The organism is Spongiimicrobium salis (assembly GCF_043678055.1).
Lineage (GTDB): Bacteria > Bacteroidota > Bacteroidia > Flavobacteriales > Flavobacteriaceae > Spongiimicrobium > Spongiimicrobium salis.
Window position 1 is genome coordinate 1,355,625 of sequence record NZ_JBHEQA010000001.1, and the last position, 23,623, is coordinate 1,379,247.

At 40.8% G+C, this 23,623-nt stretch carries 18 protein-coding genes; 10 read left to right on the plus strand and 8 right to left on the minus strand.

Translation table 11 applies throughout. The annotated features are described in order from the left end of the window. Nucleotides 1-840 precede the first annotated feature (840 nt). The 6 genes from ACEXOE_RS06065 to ACEXOE_RS06090 form a co-directional block, all read right to left on the minus strand. Complete coding sequence (locus tag ACEXOE_RS06065) at nt 841-2,511, minus strand: hypothetical protein (RefSeq protein ID WP_394747846.1); 1,671 nt, start codon at nt 2,509-2,511, stop codon at nt 841-843. Between the two features lie 165 nt (nt 2,512-2,676). Further along, nucleotides 2,677-3,186 carry a hypothetical protein gene (locus ACEXOE_RS06070; RefSeq protein ID WP_394747847.1) on the minus strand — a complete coding sequence of 170 codons (510 nt, stop codon included), beginning with the start codon at nt 3,184-3,186 and terminating at the stop codon, nt 2,677-2,679. After that, entirely contained in the window at nt 3,183-4,433 is a 1,251-nt protein-coding gene (locus tag ACEXOE_RS06075; protein ID WP_394747848.1) for a DUF6638 family protein, read from the minus strand. Before ACEXOE_RS06075 ends, ACEXOE_RS06070 begins: the two co-directional genes overlap by 4 nt. A gap of 2 nt (nt 4,434-4,435) precedes the next feature. Further along, entirely contained in the window at nt 4,436-6,397 is a 1,962-nt protein-coding gene (locus ACEXOE_RS06080; RefSeq protein ID WP_394747849.1) for an AAA family ATPase, read from the minus strand. A gap of 5 nt (nt 6,398-6,402) precedes the next feature. Beyond that, nucleotides 6,403-7,455, minus strand: a complete 1,053-nt coding sequence (locus ACEXOE_RS06085; protein ID WP_394747850.1) for a hypothetical protein — start codon at nt 7,453-7,455, stop codon at nt 6,403-6,405. Nucleotides 7,456-7,513: 58 nt separating this feature from the next. After that, nucleotides 7,514-8,857: a coiled-coil domain-containing protein gene (locus tag ACEXOE_RS06090; protein ID WP_394747851.1), complete on the minus strand. Its 1,344-nt coding sequence runs from the start codon at nt 8,855-8,857 to the stop codon at nt 7,514-7,516. A gap of 336 nt (nt 8,858-9,193) precedes the next feature. Here ACEXOE_RS06090 and ACEXOE_RS06095 point away from each other — a divergent pair, with 336 nt between their 5' ends. Then, nucleotides 9,194-10,036: an N-acetylmuramoyl-L-alanine amidase-like domain-containing protein gene (locus ACEXOE_RS06095; protein ID WP_394747852.1), complete on the plus strand. Its 843-nt coding sequence runs from the start codon at nt 9,194-9,196 to the stop codon at nt 10,034-10,036. 54 nt (nt 10,037-10,090) lie between these two features. Here ACEXOE_RS06095 and ACEXOE_RS06100 read toward each other — a convergent pair whose 3' ends face one another. Both ACEXOE_RS06100 and ACEXOE_RS06105 read right to left on the minus strand, forming a co-directional pair. Continuing rightward, the gene (locus ACEXOE_RS06100) at nt 10,091-12,322 is read right to left on the minus strand and encodes a ThuA domain-containing protein (RefSeq protein WP_394747853.1); all 2,232 of its coding nucleotides are present in this window, start codon (nt 12,320-12,322) and stop codon (nt 10,091-10,093) included. 131 nt (nt 12,323-12,453) lie between these two features. Further along, on the minus strand, nt 12,454-13,344 hold the full coding sequence (locus ACEXOE_RS06105) for a helix-turn-helix transcriptional regulator (protein WP_394748496.1): 891 nt from the start codon (nt 13,342-13,344) through the stop codon (nt 12,454-12,456). 199 nt (nt 13,345-13,543) lie between these two features. Between ACEXOE_RS06105 and hemA the strand changes: the two genes are divergently transcribed. From hemA to ACEXOE_RS06150, 9 genes are all read left to right on the plus strand, one after another. Continuing rightward, nucleotides 13,544-14,803: a glutamyl-tRNA reductase gene (gene hemA / locus ACEXOE_RS06110; protein WP_394747854.1), complete on the plus strand. Its 1,260-nt coding sequence runs from the start codon at nt 13,544-13,546 to the stop codon at nt 14,801-14,803. Further along, entirely contained in the window at nt 14,800-16,383 is a 1,584-nt protein-coding gene (gene hemC / locus ACEXOE_RS06115; protein WP_394747855.1) for a hydroxymethylbilane synthase, read from the plus strand. The genes hemA and hemC overlap by 4 nt, the downstream gene beginning before the upstream one ends. A 63-nt stretch (nt 16,384-16,446) precedes the next feature. Further along, the gene (hemE, locus tag ACEXOE_RS06120; RefSeq protein ID WP_394748497.1) at nt 16,447-17,472 is read left to right on the plus strand and encodes a uroporphyrinogen decarboxylase; all 1,026 of its coding nucleotides are present in this window, start codon (nt 16,447-16,449) and stop codon (nt 17,470-17,472) included. Nucleotides 17,473-17,527: 55 nt separating this feature from the next. Beyond that, nucleotides 17,528-18,286 (plus strand): EI24 domain-containing protein, encoded by a 759-nt coding sequence (locus ACEXOE_RS06125; RefSeq protein WP_394748498.1) that lies wholly within the window; start codon nt 17,528-17,530, stop codon nt 18,284-18,286. Nucleotides 18,287-18,303: 17 nt separating this feature from the next. After that, nucleotides 18,304-19,206, plus strand: a complete 903-nt coding sequence (gene hemF / locus ACEXOE_RS06130; protein ID WP_394747856.1) for an oxygen-dependent coproporphyrinogen oxidase — start codon at nt 18,304-18,306, stop codon at nt 19,204-19,206. A gap of 37 nt (nt 19,207-19,243) precedes the next feature. Next, on the plus strand, nt 19,244-20,539 hold the full coding sequence (locus tag ACEXOE_RS06135; RefSeq protein ID WP_394747857.1) for an AAA family ATPase: 1,296 nt from the start codon (nt 19,244-19,246) through the stop codon (nt 20,537-20,539). After that, entirely contained in the window at nt 20,539-21,765 is a 1,227-nt protein-coding gene (locus ACEXOE_RS06140) for a tetratricopeptide repeat protein (RefSeq protein WP_394747858.1), read from the plus strand. The genes ACEXOE_RS06135 and ACEXOE_RS06140 overlap by 1 nt, the downstream gene beginning before the upstream one ends. A gap of 75 nt (nt 21,766-21,840) precedes the next feature. Then, nucleotides 21,841-22,827 carry a porphobilinogen synthase gene (gene hemB, locus ACEXOE_RS06145; protein WP_394747859.1) on the plus strand — a complete coding sequence of 329 codons (987 nt, stop codon included), beginning with the start codon at nt 21,841-21,843 and terminating at the stop codon, nt 22,825-22,827. Between the two features lie 37 nt (nt 22,828-22,864). After that, on the plus strand, nt 22,865-23,623 hold the full coding sequence (locus ACEXOE_RS06150; protein ID WP_394747860.1) for a hypothetical protein: 759 nt from the start codon (nt 22,865-22,867) through the stop codon (nt 23,621-23,623).

A 23,623-nucleotide genomic window follows, 5' to 3' on the forward strand; every position in this document is an offset into this window, starting at 1 on the left:
GTGAAGTAGAGTCCAAAACATGTCAGGTCGAGCCTGCCTGCCGGCAGACAGGCGCAGTCGAGACCTATTCACAGTCATCGGCAAAAAACTTCTCGACTGCGCTCGAAGTGACATCATGTATTACTCATAAAATATTGTCCCCTTGAGGAGACTTTAGGGGTGTTTTTTGAGGAGCGAAGTAGTAGTCATAAGGGACTACGAAGTTGCAAACTTCGCAGAGCGAGTATTGAATTCCAATTTTCGCAAGCAAGCCCTATGCGCTTTGAAAAAGACCCGCCCGTCGGTTTTGGGTTAAACGATTTCTGATTTCGTAAGAGGAGATTGGGATGCCTTTTATCATTTTTTGGATGAATGACCATTTTTCCATTATAAGATTGCCCTAGAAAGACCATAGACCAACCGATTGGTCTAAGAATATCTAATGATTTCATCCCTTAAATCCGTAACAGCTTCCGCTCAGTAAACCTATAGAGCGCTTTTCGGAGATCGAGACTACATATAAAAGCTTCTCGATACATTTTTGAATCGGTCAACCTCCTCAAAAACACTCGAAGTGACATCATGTGTTAGCTGCGGCTACGAAATTACAAACTTCGCAGAGCAAGATGTCAAGTGAAGTAGAGTCCAAAACATGTCAGGTCGAACCTGTCTGCCGGCATACAGGCGCAGTCGAGATCTATTTAAGCTCATTGGCAAAAACTTCTCGACTGCGCTCGAAGTGACATCATGTGCTATTCATAAAATATTGTCCCCTTGAGGGGACTTTAGGGGTCTTTTTTGAGGAGTGAAGTAGTAGTCATAAGAGACTACGAAGTTGCAAGCTTTGCAGAGCGAAGCTCCTTAATTAACACTATCCAATTCCACTTTACTAGGCGGCGTTACGCTAGTAGTGTCTACAGGGATCGTATCGATTGCCATCGGAGGTTTAATATCTGCATCTACCTTCTCCGGATATAGCTGTTTATCTGTTAAACGTTCCGAAGCTTTCCAGGTTTCTCCCAATTGCGCCAAGATCGTACTGGTCCATTGGGAAGGGTGTTTGGCATCTACCCAAATGACATCTCTATATTCGGTATCGATCAATGCAAGGTCTGGGGTCGCCGCGCCATCAAATTTTTTACTATCGTCGCGTTTTGCAGCAATGGTACTGATGACAAACAAGCGTTTACGCCCAGCTATTTTCTTTACAAATGGCCGGAATTCCACTGGCTTGTTCACCGTCCAATCGTATTCCTTTCGGGATTCCACTACTTTTAAAGGCATGGCGGACACTCCCGCTACCCCTTCTTTCTTCGCCGCATGATTGTAATAGTACAGCTTGTCTGTGCCATCAGCAGGAATCAATACACTAAAGGCCAAACTGGTGCGTTCTGACCCTATGGGCTCCAATCCAAACCAATGGTGTAGCCCATTGCGGGCATCAATATGCATCCCTTCAAAATCAAAATCAGTCACAAAAGGCTGTTGATTTTCATCGTCCTTTAAATCGGGGATCTTCACGGCAGTTTCCCTGTTCCAGGGTAAGGGATCCGTAAAGCCCCCTAAAAATTGTAAGGATTGGGCTTGTAAACGGGATACTTCTTCCGCCAAAGTATTCTGTCCCAATAAAAAGGGATGATCCTTGGTTTCTGAGGGTGGAATATAGGTTCCTTTTCCAATGGCCATACGCTCAAAATAATCCCCAATGTCATGCTCCCCCGCTTCTATGACCATAACGCCACCATAAGACGGATAAGGGAAGAAAAAGCCTTTCCATTTGATCAAGCTCACTACCTGCACCCATTTTCCAGCATCGTCCTTCATATAATACACCTGACTAGGTTCCAGGGTAAATAGCTGAAAAAGATTAAAACGCTGTACTACGGCATTATAGGTATTCCTGCTAAAAGCCAAGGATTCTCCTATGGAAAAAGTCACTGGAATCCTGTTCTTATCCGAAAATCTTGGAAAAGGAGAAGTGCTCTCCACGGCAAACACTTCTTCTGTATTATCATTGACGCGCTGCCACATATATTCCTTGGCTGGCTGTACGGCCATGGTCCACTGATTGGTACTATCTACACGTACAATTTGAGGTGGCGATACTTCCTGGGTCTCCCCTATGGATTCATAGGCCATGGTCACAATATTATTGTAAGGTTGGATACGTTCGTTTTGTGTCAAGGGGAGTTCGTTGATTTCCGTAAGGTTCAGGTTTTTATATACGTTATAGGTCTGCATATATTGGTAGAGTTCCAATCGCCATCCGGCAAACCATCCCGCTACAAAAAAGAGTCCTATTCCCAACAAAATTAGGATACGTTTCCCCGTACTTGCCGACTTTCTAAAGCGCGATAGCATGAACCATATAAAAAGGCCACTCAATAGAAAGATAAAAATAAACTTCCGTACAAATAGTAGGGCCGGTTGGTAGTCATCCCGAAGGAAGAACAGGAGCAGCACCAAAATGATTCCGGCAAGAATCACAATCCGCTTTTGTTTTTTTCCTTTTTGCCAATATGATTTTATCATGTTTCTTTATTTTAACAGCTACTACTTAAGATATCATTCTGGTTTTCAGTAGCAATGTATTTTATTTAAGCTAGCGTATGTTGATCAAACCCTTCCAAAATGCTCTCGATACATTTTTCTTCATGCTATTTCGAAAAATACTCGAACTGACCAATGGATTTATCCTTATTTAATCATTCCTTTATCCTTAAATCGATCTCGAGCTGATTTTTTTGGAGGCGCATCTGTTTTTGGCGGATCTTCCGCTTTTTTTTCTTCAACTACTTCTTCATCCCCATCCATAATATCCTCTACAAAATCCTTTCCTTTTTGAACCACTTTTTCCAAATTCTCCTTACTCGCCGTTTTATGTGCGAATAAAAAGAACGATGCGATATAGGTGCCAATCAGAGTCCCTACAATAGCAGAAGCCAAATACTGGGAAAAGGCATTTATAGGTGTTGCAAAGGTGATTAGGGAGGCCGCCACTATAAAAAACAGACTCACCCATACCAAACGCATTAAAAAATCCTGTTCATGGATAAAGCCTTTTTTGTTTTCGGGCTTCATCTGTAACTCTTTGGTATGCGTTATCTTATTGATCGTTCTATAGATCTTATTGCTTTTGGACTCTCTCCAATACCATACGATCCCAAAGAGAATCGCGAAGGTAAATACGATGATTTCTAGTGTCATTTGCTGTATTTTTTATTGTTTTCCTGAATACGGGTAATGACCCATTCCTGATACGAAGGTTCCCAGCTCTTGTACGCTTTGTAAAAAGCTGCTTTATCGTACCAATATAGGTGGACCGGATCTTTTGGCGCAATTTTCACCAAGAGTTTCCAGATCAGTGCTGCATGTTCTTCTTCCAGGGAAGAGTGTGGCGCATGTAGGGCTTTGGCATAAATGGGGTCAACATAACCCTCCTTTTTAAGATTCCTATTGACGATCAAGCGTTGATAGTATAGTTCTACACCACTAATTTTCTTTTGAACGTCTACATTGAGTTTATTAAGGTACTTTTTAAATAAAAAATGACTGTCCAAAATTTCTTGGAAAGAATGCTCCCTTTCCTGTACGTGTTCTGAAAAAAGATGTCTTTTGATGCGTTCATAACGCGGGGTCTTTATGGCTTTTTTCATATTGTCTTCTATGATAATATGATCTACCAAAGTAGTTAAAAGCTCATCGTGTCCTATATGAAACAATAGGACCTCGTGATCGGTATCTCCTATGGCATTTTTATAGACCTCTTCACTTTCAAAAATTAGAATATCCTTAATAAAATCCCTCAGGACAAAGACGCCGCCAAAAGCCGTAGTATAGAAAGAACTTGCCTTTACCTTTATGGGTTCCAAATACAGTTTTCTATGCCTGAGATCTCCATAGGCTTTCGCAGAATCCACTATTTTTTGGTGCAATTCCCGATCGATAAAATTATTTCCCTCGTAAAACTGCTCAATGAGGTCTTCCTGTTCCCTTTGTTTTTTATCCAGCCCGTTGAGCACTTCAAAACTTACGGTAATCTCCTCATAGCGGAGCAGATCAAAGACTTCAAAAAAAGTATCGATCTTTTGATCGAGGTGCAATACCAGGGCCGCATCTTTGGTAATATCCCGAATCTGCCTTTCATACGCCGCAAAAACGGCATACATTAAATCTCTGTCAAAACTATGGGAGGGCATATGCACTGGCTTCCCCTTTTGGGCCGGGGATACAATGATGGCATTGGTGTTGGCCTCTCCAATATTCAAATAAAAATTATCTTCTTTTTCTTCGGCCACTTCAGGGCTCCATCCCAGACCATCAATTTCAATCTTTTTTAACTTGGTGGGTGTCACCCCCAATACGGCAAGACATTCATTGTATCTTTTGATCAATGAACCCGAAAGCGGTACCATCGCACCTCCAAATAAACCTGCCGCTCTAAGTTTCTCCATTCCTATTGTTCTTTTTCAAAAATCTCCCGTGCCTGCAATTGCACATTCATATCGTGAACACGGGCATCTACTTTGCGTTTAAAATCAGTATCGGCGATCGTGGCAACATTGTCCAAATAGCGCACTACTTCTTGCCTTCTGATATCCGAGAAATTTAATCCCTTCATATTCTGCTTCATCAAATCCTGCAGCATTGCAAATTTGGTATCATAGTCTTTCTTAAAGTATAATGTGGGGTCATTAAACCATTGTTCGGGCAAATCAAAATCGGTCAATCGCAAAGACACTGCACTTTGAATGTTCCGGATATCCCTAGAAGAGAAAAATGGAAAGGCCTGTTGAATGTTTTTGTACAGTTCTGCAAAGAAAAGGTGCTCTCCTGTATTGTGCTTGGCTTCCGTTTCTTCATAGATTTCCAAAATCTTGGCTTCGGTAGGACGTTCATGTTGATTTAAAATCTCGCCTAGATTTTTCGCCAGCCCCTGCTCACTTAAAAATTCATACTGTTCCGGGTTCTTCATATTGACAAAATCCGGCATGGTCTTTTCCAACTTGCTCCACCACAAATAATCCTGATCTACGAAATCGGGTACCGTACGTGCTCCATCGATTTTAAACCTACCTTGTACCCTTGAAATAATGGCTTTGTCCAACATTTCAGGCAGGTTGGTAAAAAGGCCTATGGAACTGTTTCCATAATTAATGGCATAGGCTCCTTCCGTATACCGGAGAAAAACTCCAATGACTTCCTTAACCCCAGCCGATACGCCTTGCGCCGTACGTTCCTGTAAGTTGTTTTCCGCATCATCGATCGGTGCAAAAATTAATTTAGTGGGATCTTGTAGTGGTTTCATCCATTGTACCATTTTCTCTGCCGACCCTCCTTGAAAGGTAGAGATCAGGGTATCTGGCATGGGATGGAACAAAAAAGGAATCTCCAAAGCATCGCAATGCTCTTTTAAACGAGTTGCTATGGCTGCGATCAACATACTCTTCCCCGTTCCCGGGATTCCATAGCCCATAAAAACAGGCATAAAACCGCCCAATTCCTGAAAAGGGTTCTTCTTCGCTACGAAATCATAGCTCAACATACGTTCCGTTAATCTCCGAGCGAAATGCTTGGCGTCCCGGTTCCCAACAATCTGCTCAAATTTTATTTTATTGAATTCCACACTTTTTGCGGAACCTTCGAATACATTTTCCCAACCGGAAACGGCAAATTCACTTTTTTCCAATTTATAGGTACGATCCGTAATGGTTTCTGTATACTCCAACGAACCGATGCGCAATTGAATTTCCGTGATCATCGCTTCGAAAAAAACGACGGTAAAATCTACCACATCCTTATCGGACCGAATGATTTCCGGGTGACTTAAATACTTTTCATAGTAGTACAACATGCAGGAAATTCCTTTTAGTGGAGATAGTAAGGAAATCTCCGGAATACCTGCGAACTTATTTTTTAATACACTCAAATCATCTGAGGCCACCTGCTTTAGGTCAAACAGCACATGACAAGAAATACCATGCAACATAAAAGCGGTAGCGGTATGCATTTTGGAATCGTACTCTCGTCTTTGGTTGACATCCAAGGAAGATTTGCGTTCATTTAAGGAAGAAAGCCCAGAAGCATCATAATAGCTGTCTTTTAACCATATCCCCATAGTAATGCCCTCCTGCAGAGCAAACAATGCCCTATTTAAATGCAGTGGAATCGCCACGGAATCTGGCAGCAGTCGCTTCTTCAGAGCCAAAATAGTTTTAGATACCGAGGTCACTTCACTTTTTGAAGTACCATTTGCTTTAGAGAGATACAACAGTATGGAATCGTCTTTCTTATCCTTGTCCCTGCTTTTGGCTTTACTTCCCTGTTCCCATTGCACCCCTTTAAGGTAAGATGTAGCTTCATCCCGGAGTACATCCAACTCGGTTGTTTTAATGGGAAAAGTAGTATTGTGTTCCATAATTATTACAGTTTTAAAGCGGGTATTTCTATTGGTTCTTTTGTTAATCCATTAATCGTTTCGGGGACATTATCATATAATACTTGCATAGCCCGATGCGATGTAAATACGTATTTCTGTGGTGCCATGCTCTCCCATACCTGAACATATTTTTTGTTAAATAGTCCACCTTCGGCAAAATTTCCTTTAGATTCCACTTCTTCAATGGAAAAAGACATTGCATAGGCCGAGAGATCCAGCGTTTTTTCAAAAATGGCCTTTAATAAGGCGTGGGTTATATCCAATTCGTCTTTGGCAAAAACATTGTGTAAAGGCCCAAGATCTATTTTTCGCAATTTTTGCGGCCATAGGTTGGGCAATTTCTTATCAATGGCATAGGCCATCATGTCCAAACTCATATTCCTATCGGCTACTTTTTCCAACACCTCATAAATCTGCTCCTTATAGTTCTCTAGGCTTTCTTTATACAAATCAAAGTACATAAAGCACACAAAAGGACGGTTTAAGCTAATATCATAAAAAGACCAGCTGACCATATATTGGGTATCAAAAACGCTATTGCGTTCTATAATTTTACCTTGCACAAAACGCTTAAAGATATACTTCTGCTCAACAGAGGTATAATAGATGACAGAAGCGGCTTGTTGGAGTTTTTTCCGTGGCGGAGCTTCTTTTTTCTTCAGTAAGGATTCCAAAATATCTGCCTTTAACTCCTCTACTTTTGGAAGCCGACCGATATGTTCCTTTTTAAGCGCCAGGTCGTTGATCAAATAGCGGAATTCCAAATAATTGGGGAACCCTGACTCGGTCAGATCAATCTTCATTTTTTCCTCATCATCGTACAAGTACTTTACTCGAAAAGCCTCTAGTGAATAGGTTAGTAATTCACAGTATTGTTTGATGAAGGTCACCTCCAATTCACTGCAGATATGCTTTTTGGGAATATGTGCCACCAATTGATTGAACGCATGGGTCACAATTTTAAAATATACCTTGTACTGTTCCTTGGTTTCAAGAACAGCGCTATCCAATGGTGTAACGATGTGATTTATCGGCATTCTTAGTAAACCGTAGTTTTAAAATTGCGTGTAAAAAAATTGAACTCTTAGGAAAAGACTAGCCTAGCAAGTCGTCATCTGCTGGTGGCGGTGTAGGCTTAGGGGCCTCATCATCACCATCATTGGAAGGAGCATTTCCGTCGGAAGCGTAAAACTCTTCGAAAATCTCTTTCATATCGATGCCATATCGATTGGCAAAGTCTTTTTGGATATCCGCATCCTTTTCCCGAATTTCCTGCAAGGATTCTGCATAGCTTCCATAAACCCCCTGCATTACTTTCTCGTGTACCGGAATATTGTCCATCATCTCCTGACGGGCCTTGGCACTTGCCGTATGCATGGCCGCTAAGGTCTGCCCAATATGTTCATCGGTTTTTACGCCCAAGTGTTCCAAGATTGCGGCAAATTCCTGATCTGTTCGGGCTTTTAAGGCCACCACATAACCATCATAGTATTTTAAACGCTCATCGGTATCACTTTTCAGCTTTGCTCTGTGCGTTTGTAGATTACTTCTTAAAGAAGTCAATACTTTAATGGTAAGGTTATGCTTATGTACAAAACTATCTTTACTGGCAGCTAAAGTGGTGTAGGCATTTTTAAGCCCTTCCAATTCTTCCACCTTTTGCTCTATGACCGTCACTTTTCCAATAGCCTCGGAGTATTCTGAAGATTGTTTGTCCGCAATCTCTTCGAGCGCCTGCCGTGCTTGTTTCAACAGGGCATACTGCTCTTCCAGTTTATCTTCGGTCTCTTTCTTTTTTTCTAGGGCCTTGGTATGATTTTTACTGGCTTCTACAATAGCGACCTGTAATTTATCCTCAACCTCCTTAATTTCTACTTCTCTGGTTTTTAAACGGGATACTGCTGCCTGACTCTTATAGGAAAGCTCGCTCAATAAGGTTTGTACATCCGCAGATTCTATACGCTCCTGGAACATCTGCTTGGCCTTAAGATCAGCACCATCGCGCACTTTTTGAGCTGCTTGAAGCTCAACCTGACGCTTTTTTATTTTGGATTTACGGCCCCATAAGTTGTTCCACCAATTATCCGGAACATTCTCTGCTTCTTCCAATTCACGTTTTGCACGTTCCAATCCTTTCTGGGCATCATCAATGACTTTCTGCTCCTGCGCATTTAAGGTGGAAAATTTTTCAAAAATAATCCCTACCTCATCTTGATAATCGGTTAGGTCCTTAATGGCCTCCAACAAAGATTTTCGATCTTTTTCAGCCATTCCCACAACATCGTCCAAAGTAGCGTTCAATATTTTTTGTCGCACTTCGGGGTCATCCTCCTGGGATAACTTAGACTTCATCTGGTCTACGGCTTTCCCCCAATTTACATCTACTTTCTCTTCTTTGGATGCGGAATCTGTTTCTAATAAATCAAAATCGTCAGACATAGGTAATGGTTTCTATTTTAAGGGTTATTTATTTTTTTCTTTAGCGTTCTAAATTTCGTCAAAAAAATCGAGTTTAATGGCGCATTTTTCAAAAGCTTTTACACTTATGGGTATGTTATTTGGGCAATTTGTTACGCTAAACAAGTGATTTTCTTTATTTCATCATATATTAAATAACTGATATTCAATTATTTAAATTCAAAAAAGAATATCATGTTTTTATCAAATCAGGTATTTTGAGCCTGTAAAAATTCGTTTTTTTTCGATACCAATTATCTTTTTACGAGATGATTCGGCTTGTTTTTAAGGCCATTATAATTTTCCTATTTTTGAGCTATGAAAATCTTAATTTTTTTCTCCATTTTAATCGGTATTGGGCCTTTTCTACATGCTCAGGATATTGTATGCTCGGCAGAGGACAGGCAGGCTTTTGAGACCAAAATCGCTGCTATTCAAGACATTAAGACTACAGATTTTGGAACTACGCTGGTCACTGTAGGGAAAACATTTTTGGGTACGGCCTATGTGGCCAAAACCTTGGAAATAGGATCAAAAGAATCCCTTGTGGTTAACCTTCAAGGCTTGGATTGCACCACCTATATAGAAAATGTACTTGCTTTTGGTCTATTGCTAAAAAACAAGACCTATGGCTTTGACGATTTTTTGGATGCCTTGGAAAACATTCGCTATAGAGATGGGGAACTGAATGGGTATGCTTCACGGTTGCATTATTTTTCCGAATGGGTACGCGATAATGAAAAAAAGGGCCTTGTGCAAGACATTACTTCCGTGGTGGGCGGTAAGGAAATCTCCAAGGACATTGACTTTATGAGTACACACCGGGAATTGTATCCCTTTCTGAAAAACAATGATAAAAACTTCAAGAAAATTCAGGAAACTGAAATCGCCCTCAATAGTACGCCACAATGCATTCTATCCCAAGAAGATATTGAGGCCAATGAACACTTGATCAAGTCTGGCGATATTATTGCCCTTGCCACTTCCATTAAAGGGTTGGATGTGACGCATACGGGAATTGCGTTAAAAATGAAAAATGGTCGTCTTCATTTATTGCACGCCTCTACCGTTGGCGAGGTCACCATAACCAAAGAGCCTTTAGTGGATTACCTTAAAAAAATCAAAAAGAATATTGGGATTACCGTGGCAAGGCCCCTATAAACCAGAGTTTCTTTTAGAATCTCTTGCACAATGAGACGAGTACCCTTTCACAAACTATCTATTTAAACAGTATAAAATCCCTCCTAAGAGGTGATTTCTGAAATCGGGCTCAGCATACGAAGCTTCTGTATGTCCCATAGCCGTGTAAAAAGATCTTCCCCCGTCGAATTCATGGAACCAGGCAATGGGATGAATAGCACCATCTTCTCCCCCAGAATAGCTGCTCTCGTCTAAATTGATCAAGGAATTTATTGCCGGGTTCATATCTCTAAAATTATACCATTCATCTGTGCGGATCCAGCGCGAAGGGAGGCTTGAAGTTGCAGGATGTGTAGCATCTACAATATCCATGGCAGCTTCCTGAATAGCGGGATGATTGTCAAAATACGCTCCGACCAATTCCCCATACCATGGCCAATCAAACTCCGTATCTGTAGCTGAGTGAATTCCCATAAAACTTCCTCCATTCTGAATGTACTGTTCAAAAGCTGCCTGTTGCGTATTGTTCAAGACATCTCCTGTAGTATTTAAAAATACGACCAATTGATATTGTTGTAGATTCGCAAAGCTAAATTCTGAAGCATCTTCCGTTTGGGTAATCTCAAAATTATTGGATGCACCTAGGCTTTCCAGCGTACTCACTCCTACCCCAATAGAACTGTGCCTGAATCCTGCAGTTTTGGTGAATACCAAAACTTGATCTGTTGTGTTTTGAGGTTCTTCTTCGGTCATCACATTGACCGTATTGCTGGAAGCCGATTCGTTTCCTTCGGCATCCAAAGCAGTTACCCCAAAAGTATAAGAAGTATTTGCCGTTAGTCCCGTAATCTGGAAATTCGTGCTATTGACCATAGCGATTTGCACAGCATCCTGATAGATATTATAGGCCGTTACCGCGACATTGTCCATTGCCGCATTCCAACTAAGATCCGTGGTGGTCTGCGTAGTATTGGAGGCTATAAGGTTGGTAGGTGCGGAAGGGGGTTCCGTATCTTGAGGGGTGAGCGTAGTCACATTTAAAACTGCACTATTTGCGGAAGTATTCCCCGCAGCATCAGTAGCATTCACTGAAAAGGCATAGGAAGTATTTGGTGCTAGTCCGGTAACCCCATAATTGGTTGTATTTACCACCGCTATCGCAACATTATCCTGAAATACCGTATACGAAGTGACCGCCACATTATCCGTTGCAGCATCCCAAGAAAGGTCAAAAGAAGTTTCCCCAATATTGGATGCAGCTAAATTCGAAGGAATACTAGGTGCCTCGGTATCGGGAGCTTGCAGTGTGCTTACGGTGAGCACATCGCTGGATTCCGATGTGTTCCCGGCCATATCCAAGGCCACTATAACGAAATCATAGGATGTATTGGCCACAAGGCCGGTCACTTGATAATTTGTAGGCGTTATAGTAGCAATTTCAACATTGTCTTGAAAAATCCTATATGAAGTCACCGCCACATTATCTGTAGAAGCATCCCAGTTTAAATCCAAAGAAGTTTCGGTAATACTCGAAGCCATTAGGTTTGCCGGCACACTCGGGGCTTCGGTATCCGTAGCTTCCAAGGTGCTAAGCGTAAGTACCTCCGTAGATTCTGATTCGTTCCCCGCAATGTCAAAAGCCGTTAGCCTAAAATCATAGGAAGTATCCGGGTTAAGTCCTGTGACTTGATACGTTGTTACAGCTACTCGCGCTATTTCCACATCATCCTGATAAACCGCATAGGAAGTTACGCCAACATTATCCGTTGCAGCATCCCAACTTAGATCCAAAGTGGTTTGTGCAATGGCAGTTGCTCTTAAGTTTGAAGGTGCCGAGGGTGCTTCATGATCCGATGTCTCTGCTGTAGTTATGACAACCGCTTCGCTAAATTCCGACTCATTGGTCGCAGCATCCAAAGCTGTTACGGCAAAACTATAGGAGGTGTTCGGACTTAAACCCGTGACATTATAATTGGTATCCGCTACCCTGTCTATTTCTACCTCGTCCTGATATATCTGATATGAAGTTACCCCGATATTATCTGTAGCTGCGTCCCAGCTTAAATCTGTGGTGGACGGGCTGATATCATCTGCATTAAGGTTCGTAGGGGCTGTTGGGGGTATATCATCGGTATTTTCTTCTTCCTCTCCATTGCCTTCTCCAGGTTCCTCTTCTTGAGGTTCTTCCACTACAATTTCATCATCTGTAGCATCGGGATCAAAATCACTATCCCTACCACAAGCGATACTGGATATTGTTAACCATAGTAAACCGGTAAAATAGATGACGATACGGGGCAGTCTCATTATTCTTTTTCGCTTCAATTGGAATAGCATTCTTTTATGTATCTACGGACTAGTATACAAAAAAGACTATTCTGCCCAAAAATTCTTTGGGGATATCAGTGCGCAAAAAAAGTAATTTTTAATAGTACTACTTATCCTTTGCTAACGGACATCAAGTACTTTTTGGGCGTAGTCCCGTACTTCTTCTTAAATGCTGCAATAAAATGGCTTGCGGTACTATATCCAACCTTTAAACCTACTTCATTGACATTGTAGTCCCCGGATTCCAATATTTTCCGGGCGTATTCCATTTTGTAGTCAAAAAGAAAGCTGTATACAGAATCCCCATAGATTTGTTTAAAACCTTCTTTTAGTTTTTTAAGACTCAACCCGATTTCTTCCGATAATTCATGCAGTGTAGGTGGTTCCGCCATGCGGGAAATCATAATCTCTTTGGCGTCTCGAATACGTTTAACATTATCCTCATTGACCAAGAATGGGCATTGCTCAATATCCGCATCATCACTTTTATTAAAATACAGGGCTATAAGTTCATATACTTTTCCTTTAATATAAAGTTCCTTAATAGAAGGATGCAGGTTATAGTTCATAATCTGACTCAAGATCACGGCAATTGCAGGAGGTACTCCTTCTTGGGAATAATATTTCTTGTCTTTGTTCTCCGAACTAAGAAATGGAATATAACTGGCCTCTTTAGAAAAAAGCGAATGAAACTTTCGAATAGTCATCACTACAGAAACCAACCAAGAATTTGGATGTAACTCAAGATTCAGAGGTAGATCTATCTGTGTATTGTACAATAGCAGCGAATTCTCTTCAGAGACATCCAATGCATATCTTCCTTCATTAAAGATAAACTTGGCCCTCCCTTTTAAACAAAAATGAAATTGTATATAGGTACTATCGATTTCACGGGTAACTTTTTGAACCGTATCGGTATCATTCTGAATCTTGAATACCGAAAAACCATCTTCAATAAACACCTCCATAAACGAACTTTGAGCGATATTTTTTCCTTCCATCATCTTATTTCTATAATCTTTTTATTTAGAACAAATCTAAACAAATACCTTGGGACAAGCTATATATACACAAATTTAATGATTTTAGCGCAAGTTCTTCTTCAAAAAATGCATCTAAACCTCAACCGACATAAATTATTCTTTAAGCGTTATTTTTCCATAAGCTATCCGACTATTTTTGTCAACGTTTGATGTGCGCATGAAAAGTTATCATATATCCAAACATAATTCATTCTATACCATTGGTCTTAATTATAAGAAGGCAGATGCTGTAGTACGTGGCAAGTTTAGTTTAAGCGAACAGGGTATTGCAGATATCCTCGCGCAGGCTAAAGTACAGGATATTGATGGTCTACTCATTACTTCTACCTGCAACAGAACAGAATTGCATGGTTTTGCACAACACCCTTTTCAATTGATTAAATTACTATGTGACAACACCCAAGGTTCTGTTGAAGAATTTCAGGAAGTGGCCTATGTCCATAAGAACAGGGATGCCATTAAACATTTATTTCGCATGGGCACCGGACTGGACAGTCAGATTTTGGGTGATTTTGAAATTATCAGTCAATTAAAGCAGAGTTTTGTGCGTTCCAAACGGCATGATTTGGCCAACCCCTTTTTAGAACGTTTATGCAATGCAGTGATACAGGCCAGTAAGCGTATTAAGAATGAAACAGAATTGTCTTCTGGAGCTACTTCGGTCGCTTTTGCTTCTGTACAATACATTTTAAAAAATATTCCCGAGGTTTCCGAAAAGAACATTCTACTTTTTGGCACAGGGAAAATTGGAAGAAATACTTGTGAAAACCTGATCAAGCATACTAAAAATCCGCATATTACCTTAATCAACAGAACCAAAGGGAAAGCAGAAAAAATTGCCGGAAAATTTAATCTCACCGTAAAAGATTACGGAGATTTGCAAACAGAGATACGAAAATCCGATATTTTGGTCGTGGCAACAGGGGCACAATCCCCGACAGTTTCCAAAGCGATGATCTATACCAAAAAACCGCTTTTGGTCTTGGATCTTTCCATCCCCAAAAATGTTGCCGACGATGTTGCGGAACTACCTCAGGTCAACGTGGTGCATTTGGACCATTTATCCCAGATGACGGATGAGACCTTGGAACGGCGAAAGCGCTTTATTCCCCAGGCCGAGGCCATTATTGATGACATCTATGACGATTTTATCAAATGGTTGGAAACAAGGAAGTTTGCGCCTGTCATTAAGGCCCTTAAAAACAAATTGAAGACCATTAAGGAAGAGGAAATGGATTTTCAAAGTAAGAAACAAAACAATTTTAATTCTGAACAGGCCGATATTATTTCCGATCGCATCATCCAGAAAATTACAAAACAATTTGCAAACCACTTAAAGGATAATGATGTGGATTCCAGCAGCAGTCTGGAACTTATCCAAAAAGTATTTCAGCTAGAAGTAGACTCCAAACAATGAACAAAATTATACGCATAGGCACGCGAGATAGCGAATTGGCCCTATGGCAAGCACATCTAGTACAGGATAAATTAAAAGCACTAGGTCATCAAACAAAAATTGTAGCAGTGAAGTCTACCGGGGATTTGGTTTTAGATAAACCCCTCTACGAATTGGGCATCACCGGTATTTTTACCAAGACCTTGGATGTAGCCATGATCAATGGTGATATTGATATTGCTGTGCACTCTATGAAAGATGTTCCCACCAAACTTCCAAAGGGCATCGTGCAAGCCGCTGTTCTGGAAAGAGGTCATTATATGGACCTGATGGTTTACAAGGACAATGAAGAATTTCTTGCCCAGAAAGAGGCAATCATTGCAACTGGAAGTTTGCGAAGAAAGGCCCAGTGGCTCAACCGCTATCCTACACATACGGTTACAGATATTAGGGGAAATGTGAATACCCGTTTGCAAAAACTCAACGATAACTCCTGGAACGGGGCTATTTTTGCCGCCGCCGGATTGGATCGTTTGGGAAAACAACTGGACAATACCATAGGCCTTACCTGGATGGTCCCTGCACCGGCACAAGGAGCAGTAATGGTTGTAGCCATGGAAAAGGATGCCGAAATCCGGGACATTTGCGCACAACTGAACCATGAGCCCACGGCAATCTGTACTACTATAGAACGCGACTTTCTGAATCTACTGGAAGGAGGCTGTACCGCGCCTATTGGCGCCTATGCCTATATTAACAAGGACAATGACGTAAAATTCAAAGGAGTTCTTTTAAATAGAAATGGTACAAAAAAGATAGAAGTAACAGAAAGTGCCGCATTGGGGAAACATCAAAATATCGCTAGATCCTGCTCCAATTTCATTTTGAATCGCGGAGGCAAGCGTCTCATGTCCGAATTGGCAGCCCCAGAGACTACTATACAGGTATTTTCTACCAAAAAACTAACCCCTTATCAGCTGGCCGCTGTAGATACTGAAATTCAGATAGATAGTGAGGATTTCATAAAAATCAGTCCCATCCGCATTTCAGAACAACTCCTCAAGGCGCCTTTGGACAATGTGATCATTAGCAGTAAAAATGCTGTTGAATCCTTATTGATGAGTGTTCCTGCAGATCAGCTACAATTCAAAAACATCTATTGTGTAGGCCGTCGTACAAAACGTATGATCGAACAACGCATTGGCAAAGTGACCCATTCCGAGAACAGTGCCAAGAAATTAGCACAATATCTTGTGGAATATATGAGTGGTTTGGAGGCAACGTATTTCTGTAGTGATATTCGATTGGACGAACTTCCAGATACCCTGGCAGAAAACAACCTTAAGCTTACGGAAATTGAAACCTATAAGACAAAATACGCTCCAATTGCCTTAGATAAGGGTATTGAGGCAGTACTATTTTACAGTCCCTCTACGGTGAAAAGTTATATTCAAAAAAACAGCAAATCAATTAAGGCTTTCTGTATTGGTGAAACAACAGCAACGGAGGCACGAAAACATTTTGCCGAAGTAGAAGTAGCTCGAATTCCTACCGTAGAGAGCCTTATTGATCTAGTGAACGAGAATTATTTAAAAAAATAAAGCAGCTCACTTTGTATTTTTTATGAAATCGCAGAGTGATACGATATTAGGAAGCATACTATGATGATAAAGAACGATTTATTTTTAAGAGCCTTAAAAGGTGAAACCGTAGACCGCCCCCCGGTATGGATGATGAGGCAAGCAGGGCGATACTTGCCTGAGTTTATGGAAATCCGTGAGAAATACGACTTTTTTACACGCTGTCAAACCCCTGAGCTTGCTTCCGAGATCACCGTGCAACCCATACGAAGATATGGTATGGATGCCGCTATCCTTTTCAGTGATATTTTAGTGATTCCCCAAGCAATGAACATTGAGGTTCAAATGAAGCCTAATTTTGGCCCTTATTTACCCGATCCCATTCGTTCCCAACAGGATGTAGATCAGGTGGTAATTCCAGACGTAAACGATGCGTTGGATTATGTAATGCAGGCCATCAAGGCGACCAAGGAGAAATTAAATGATGAAGTTCCGTTGATCGGTTTTGCGGGATCTCCATGGACCTTATTGTGTTATTGCGTACAAGGACAAGGGAGCAAGACTTTTGACAAAGCCAAGGAATTTTGTTTTACGCAACCTGTAGCGGCACATCAATTGCTTCAAAAAATAACCGATACTACCATTGCCTATCTGAAAGCCAAAGTAGCCGCAGGTGTTAATGCGGTTCAGGTTTTTGATTCTTGGGGCGGAATGCTTTCCCCTGTGGACTATCAGGAGTTTTCATGGAAGTATATACAACAAATTGTTGATGCCTTGAAAGATGATGCTCCTGTTATTGTCTTTGGAAAAGGATGTTGGTTTGCCTTGGGGGAAATGGCCAAATCCGGTGCTTCCGCACTTGGAGTGGATTGGACCTGTTCTGCACGGAATGCACGCTACCTCACCGGTGGAAATATTACCCTCCAAGGGAATTTTGATCCCGCACGATTGCTATCTCCTCCTTCGGATATCAAAAAAATGGTCACTCAAATGATCAATGAATTTGGGAAGGACAAGTATATTGTAAATTTAGGTCATGGCATTTTGCCCAATATTCCGGTAGAAAATGCAAAGGCTTTTATTGATGCGGTAAAGGAATACGGGAAATAGTATCTTTATACGCGTATGGGCACAAAATATCCCTAAGGATCACTTTTTCAATATGATGATAAAAAATATTCTAAATGGTATAAAAACCTATGGGCGGACTCTTGGCTTAATAAACACCTTAAAACTTTGGAAGTATTTTGCCATTCCCATCCTTATTAGTCTTTTGACGGCTCTTGTCATTGGCACAACTGCCTATGGATTGTCCGATAACCTTGGAACCTATATTTCCAAAGTGTGGATATGGGATTGGGGCAAAGAAATTTTCACCTCCTTTAGTACTTTCTTGGGAGGCATCGTAATATTGATTCTGGGCCTCATATTGTATAAACACATCATAATGGCCTTATCGGCCCCATTTATGAGTCCCATTTCCGAAAAAATAGAAGCACATCTCAAAGGCAGTCCTTCCCATGAACACCGGATCACCACTTTTAAAGCCCAATTGTGGCGGGGTATCCGCATTAATATGCGCAATCTATTGAAAGAACTTCTCATTACCATCCCTATTATACTTATTGGTTTTATTCCAATCATCGGGATTGTTGCCTCCGTACTCGTTTTTCTCGTTCAAGCGTATTATGCGGGCTTTGGTAATATGGATTATACGTTGGAACGACATTTTGAATATCGGGAAAGTATTGCCTTTGTCCGGAAACATCGAGGAATTGCCATGGGGAACGGCATTGTTTTTATGCTCTTTCTATTGATTCCCATTTTGGGTATCATCTTAGTACTCCCCTTGTCGGTAACGGCGGCCACTATAGATACGGTAACATTATTAAATCAAGAAGAAACACAACATATAAAACCTTAATGCGGCATCATTGGAAGATGAAAGATACTTTTTATAATTACATCGTACAGTTACAGGACACCATTACACAGAAATTGGAGGAAATTGATGGTATTGCCACCTTCCAAGAAGATCTCTGGAAAAGACCAGAAGGTGGTGGTGGACGTTCCAGGGTCATTGAAAACGGAGCTGTTTTTGAAAAAGGAGGTGTGAACATATCGGCTGTACATGGTGCTTTACCCAACAGTATGCAAAACTATTTTGGAGTCAAGGATGCCGATTTCTTTGCTTGTGGACTAAGTCTGGTCCTACACCCCAAGAACCCCATGGTTCCCACGGTACATGCGAACTGGCGTTACTTTGAAATGTATGACAAAGAAGGGAATATTGTGGATCAATGGTTTGGTGGAGGACAAGACCTTACCCCTTATTATCTCTTTGAGGAAGACGCCCAACATTTTCACAAGGTCTGTAAAGAAGCCTGTGATGCACACGACCCTAATTTTTATGATACCTACAAAAAACGCTGTGATGCGTATTTTTGGAATGCCCACCGGAATGAAGCCCGAGGCGTTGGTGGACTCTTCTTTGACTACTGTAAGGCCACAGATACTACCAGCATGAACGATTGGTATAATTTTGTGACCCAAGTAGGTAATGCTTTCCTAAAAGCCTATGTTCCCATTGTAGATAGGCGCCAAAATTTACCCTATACGCCCGAACAGCGCAATTGGCAGGAAATACGCAGGGGGCGCTATGTAGAATTCAATTTGGTCCATGATAAGGGCACCTTGTTTGGATTAAAGACCAATGGCCGTATTGAAAGTATTTTAATGAGTTTGCCCCCGCATGTACAATGGCGTTATGATCACCATCCTGAGGCGGGAAGTGCCGAAGAAAAACTCATAAAAATCCTAAAAAAGCCCGTGGAATGGGTTTGAAAGCCTATTTTTATATCAAATTAAATTTCTTTTTACCATGTTGGAAAGTCTTCTTGAAGCCTTAAAATTCTCCCCCAATAATATTCCGCTAAAACTGCAGATTGCCAAACTATACGCCCAGAATGCCGATTTTGAAGCCAGCGAAAAACATCTGATAGAAATCATTGATCTAGATCATCAACATATCGAGGCTAAGTACGAATTGGCCCATTGTTTCTTTCGTCAAAATAAAATTTCCGCTGCTGAGATATTGCTGGAAGAAATCACGGCAAATACCACAGAAATAAAATTTCTGGAATTGCTCTGCTATTGCCAACTCCATCAAGGCAGTATGCAGGATGCCCAAGAAACTTATAAACAGATGCTGGATATTGACGCTTCCTATACCAATGAAGATTTTGACGCTCAACTGAGAACACCGAGCACCGCAGTAGAAGAAGATTTTGTGGACGAGGATGGTATTGCTTTCTTAAAAAAACCCAGCATCAATTTTAAGGATGTAGGAGGGATGGAAAAAGTAAAAAATGAAATCTCCCTGAAGATCATAAAGCCACTGGAGCATCAGGAATTGTACAAGGCTTATGGGAAAAAAATAGGGGGAGGTATTCTATTGTACGGCCCTCCGGGATGCGGAAAAACACATTTGGCAAGAGCCACTGCCGGGGAAATCAATGCCAACTTTCTCAATGTGGGCATTAATGAGATTTTGGATATGTGGATCGGAAGTTCCGAACGCAATCTTCATGAGATTTTTGAGCAGGCCAGAAATAATACGCCTTGTGTTATTTTTATTGATGAAATCGATGCGCTGGGTGCCAATAGAAATGATATCAACAAATCTGCAGGACGCACCTTGATCAATCAATTTTTGGCAGAGCTGGATGGCATTGATTCCAATAATGATGGAATTTTGGTTATTGGGGCCACCAATGCCCCTTGGTATTTAGATCCAGCGATACGACGCCCTGGACGTTTTGATCGTATCATATTTGTATCTCCTCCCGATATAGAGGCTAGAAATGCTATTTTCAATATTAAACTAAAAGACAAGCCCATTGAAAATATTGATTATGCTGCTCTGGCGAAGAATGCCAAGGAATTTTCCGGAGCAGATATCAACGCCGTTATCGATATCGCCATTGAATCCAAACTGGAAGCATCCTTTAAAGATGGCATTCCGCAACCGCTTAAAACCAAAGATTTGGTGAAAAGCATCAAAAAAGTCCGACCCAGTACCAAAGAATGGTTTAATTCTGCAAAAAACTATGCCCTCTATGCCAATGATGGTGGACTGTATGACGAGATTTTAAATTATTTGAACATTAAAAAATAATGGAGTCCCCCAACTTACAAAGAGGAGTCCAATTATTTGATTTGGGCCGATATCAGGAAGCTATCCCATTTTTACAAAAAGGAATTGCTGAAGAGCCCGATTATTGGGTAGGCAGGTTCTATCTGGCCGTTTGCCATTTCAATACCGAAAAATATGATGAGGCCCTGGAGATTACCAATGCCCTGCTTTCGGAAAATCCCAATGAGCCTGCTATTTTTTCCCTTAAAGCAAAAATCGCTTTTCAGAAAGAGCGTTTTAAGGAAGCACTCCAGCATATTAATACCGCTATTGGGCTAAATCCTTTTGAAGCAGATCATTTTGCCGTAAAATCCAGTATCCTCCTTCAACAAAAAAAGTTTGAAGAAGCGTTGGAAATGGCCAATAAAGGCCTGGAATTGGATGCAAAGGATTCCTACTGTCTCAATCTTCGGGCACAGGCATTGACCAAATTAAAACGCATTGATCAGGCCAATGAGACCGTGGAAAACATTCTTTATGACAATCCGGAAGATGCCTATTCGCATTCCAATGTAGGCTGGGTGGCCTTGGAAAGTGGAAATACACAAAAAGCCTTAGATCATTTTAGGCAAGCTTTGTTCTTAAATCCAAATTTTGAAGCGGCACGCCAGGGCATGAGCAAGGCTTTGAAATCTAAAAATTTCATTTATCGTTGGTACCTCAAATACGCCTTTTGGATGTCTAACCAGTCCTCAAAGAATCAATGGGCTTTTATCATTGGTATCTATGTGGCTTATAGAATTCTTATAAAAGTATTGGATGCCAGTGGTCTTTTCTATCTAGCCATCCCATTGATCATTGCTTATCTGCTATTTGCTTTGGGAGGGTGGATTATGGAGCCCATGTCCAACACCATTCTCAACTTTGATCGCTATGGGAAGTTTCTTTTAGGAAAAGATGAGAGGTTAAGTGGTTATGCCTTTGGCATTCTCCTATTTTTAGGACTGTTCTCAGGAGCTCTGTTTTATTTGACCAATAATGATTATGCACTTTTATTTGCCATTACGTTTATCTGTACATTAATCCCATTGCCCAGAGCTTTTTTAGAATATTCCAAAAAAGCAAAGTGGTTTGGTTTGGGCTATGGCAGCCTCATGTTGGCCATTGGTTTATTGGGAGCCCTTTTTACCAATGACTTTCTTCTTCTAGAAACCATTATCCTTATCATGTTGATTGCTTTCACCTGGATTGGTGGATTAATAAAGTAAATGTGCCGTGTACAGGGCAACGCCTATTGATAATGCTGGCAATTTCCATACCTTTGAGGTTTAAATTAACATACCATGTTTCCATTGAGAAGAAATAGACGTTTACGTACTTCGGACGCCATCCGACATTTGGTACGGGAAACGATCATTACCCCTAGTGATTTTTTAGTGCCCTTATTTGTGGTAGAGGGAAAAAATATCAAGGATGAGATTCCTTCCATGCCCAATTACTATAGATTGAGCTTGGATAATGTAGAAAAAGAAGTCAAAGCATTATGGAATATGGGTCTTTGTGCCGTTCTGGTTTTCGTAAAGGTTCCTGAAAACTTAAAGGACAATAAAGGCACAGAAGCCTTAAATGCAGACGGGTTGATGCAACGGGCGATCAAAACCATAAAAAATGCCTGCCCGGAGATGTTGGTCATGACCGATGTTGCTTTAGATCCTTATTCCTCCTACGGGCATGATGGTATTGTTGCAGATGGCCAAATCCTGAATGATGAAACCTCAGAAGTATTGGCGGAAATGAGCATTTCCCATGCCGCCGCCGGGGCCGATTTCGTAGCCCCTAGTGATATGATGGATGGACGAATTTTGACGATTCGTGAAGCTTTGGAAGATGAAGGTTATACCCATACGGGAATCATGAGCTATAGTGCCAAATATGCCAGTGCTTATTACGGGCCTTTCCGGGATGCCTTGGATTCCGCGCCAGTTGATATGATGGACGTCCCAAAGGATAAAAGCAGCTATCAAATGGATTATACCAATCGGTTCGAAGCTATAAAAGAAACCGAAATGGATATTGATGAAGGGGCCGATATTGTTATGGTGAAGCCCGGTTTATGTTATCTGGATATTGTACGCGAAATCAAAAATGAAGTTGATGTTCCCGTTGCCGTATATCAGGTAAGCGGAGAATATGCCATGCTCAAGGCCGCAGCAGAGAAAGGGTGGTTAGACCATGATGCGGTCATGGTGGAACAGTTGATCGCCATGAAACGCGCTGGTGCCAATATCATTGCCAGTTATTTTGCCAAGGATGCTGTGAAATTGATGTAGTAATTTTATAACTCCATCTCTAATTTTATATAATCATATGCACAAATTCTTTTTCCTTATTCTCCTTTCTCCATTTGTTCTTATTTCTCAAATACCCGATTATAGTGATTTAAGCAGAAGGGACAAGCTTAAATTTTTGAATTATTATGGCTATGTGCAACTCAAATCTGGAGATACTATTTATTGCAAAGTAAAACATGATTTTAATGATGAAATTATAGCGATTTCCAATGATGATGAAGCTATAGTTTCCTATCCAAAAGAATTAAAGCAGTACAAGTATAAAAAGAAGATTCCTTTAAAGGATATTGACAAATTGTTTTTTGGTTTCCCGAAAAAAACAATCAAATTAGTCAAAGAGTATAGCGGAAAACAGCTTTATCTTAAAAGACCCACGAAAATTGATCTTAACATTTTCAAAGGTATAGCCTATGAATATAGGAAAGGACCTACTGTGGTTAAGATAATCTTGGAAGGAAAATATAACCTTTATGAAAACCGTATCATATCGAAGTATTCTAGTTTTTCCAATGTTACTTACGTTCCTAAAACTGATTCATTTGAAAAAAGTGGGCCTTTTAATAACCAACAAGGGATTATTTATGTTACGGAATGGTATCTACAGAAAGAAGATGGGCCTTTGATTGCTCTATATGGTGACAGAGAAAAAGAAGAAAACAAAAAAATATTGGCAAATTTTTTAAAAGATGATATTGACACGGTTACATTTAAAAAATTACGGATGCGACCCGATAGAATCAAAGATTTTCTAACCGCACTAAATACTAAGGAGTAA

Excerpts from the sequence above, each read along its gene's own strand:
- hemB (WP_394747859.1), top strand. The coding sequence starts at position 21,841 with ATGTTTCCATTGAGAAGAAATAGACGTTTACGTACTTCGGACGCCATC.
- ACEXOE_RS06075 (WP_394747848.1), bottom strand. The coding sequence starts at position 4,433 with ATGGAGAAACTTAGAGCGGCAGGTTTATTTGGAGGTGCGATGGTACCG.
- ACEXOE_RS06065 (WP_394747846.1), bottom strand. The coding sequence starts at position 2,511 with ATGATAAAATCATATTGGCAAAAAGGAAAAAAACAAAAGCGGATTGTG.
- ACEXOE_RS06140 (WP_394747858.1), top strand. The coding sequence starts at position 20,539 with ATGGAGTCCCCCAACTTACAAAGAGGAGTCCAATTATTTGATTTGGGC.
- ACEXOE_RS06150 (WP_394747860.1), top strand. The coding sequence starts at position 22,865 with ATGCACAAATTCTTTTTCCTTATTCTCCTTTCTCCATTTGTTCTTATT.
- ACEXOE_RS06085 (WP_394747850.1), bottom strand. The coding sequence starts at position 7,455 with ATGCCGATAAATCACATCGTTACACCATTGGATAGCGCTGTTCTTGAA.
- hemF (WP_394747856.1), top strand. The coding sequence starts at position 18,304 with ATGAAAGATACTTTTTATAATTACATCGTACAGTTACAGGACACCATT.
- ACEXOE_RS06125 (WP_394748498.1), top strand. The coding sequence starts at position 17,528 with ATGATAAAAAATATTCTAAATGGTATAAAAACCTATGGGCGGACTCTT.
- ACEXOE_RS06100 (WP_394747853.1), bottom strand. The coding sequence starts at position 12,322 with ATGAGACTGCCCCGTATCGTCATCTATTTTACCGGTTTACTATGGTTA.
- hemE (WP_394748497.1), top strand. The coding sequence starts at position 16,447 with ATGATAAAGAACGATTTATTTTTAAGAGCCTTAAAAGGTGAAACCGTA.
- ACEXOE_RS06095 (WP_394747852.1), top strand. The coding sequence starts at position 9,194 with ATGAAAATCTTAATTTTTTTCTCCATTTTAATCGGTATTGGGCCTTTT.
- ACEXOE_RS06090 (WP_394747851.1), bottom strand. The coding sequence starts at position 8,857 with ATGTCTGACGATTTTGATTTATTAGAAACAGATTCCGCATCCAAAGAA.
- hemA (WP_394747854.1), top strand. The coding sequence starts at position 13,544 with ATGAAAAGTTATCATATATCCAAACATAATTCATTCTATACCATTGGT.
- hemC (WP_394747855.1), top strand. The coding sequence starts at position 14,800 with ATGAACAAAATTATACGCATAGGCACGCGAGATAGCGAATTGGCCCTA.
- ACEXOE_RS06105 (WP_394748496.1), bottom strand. The coding sequence starts at position 13,344 with ATGGAAGGAAAAAATATCGCTCAAAGTTCGTTTATGGAGGTGTTTATT.
- ACEXOE_RS06135 (WP_394747857.1), top strand. The coding sequence starts at position 19,244 with ATGTTGGAAAGTCTTCTTGAAGCCTTAAAATTCTCCCCCAATAATATT.
- ACEXOE_RS06080 (WP_394747849.1), bottom strand. The coding sequence starts at position 6,397 with ATGGAACACAATACTACTTTTCCCATTAAAACAACCGAGTTGGATGTA.
- ACEXOE_RS06070 (WP_394747847.1), bottom strand. The coding sequence starts at position 3,186 with ATGACACTAGAAATCATCGTATTTACCTTCGCGATTCTCTTTGGGATC.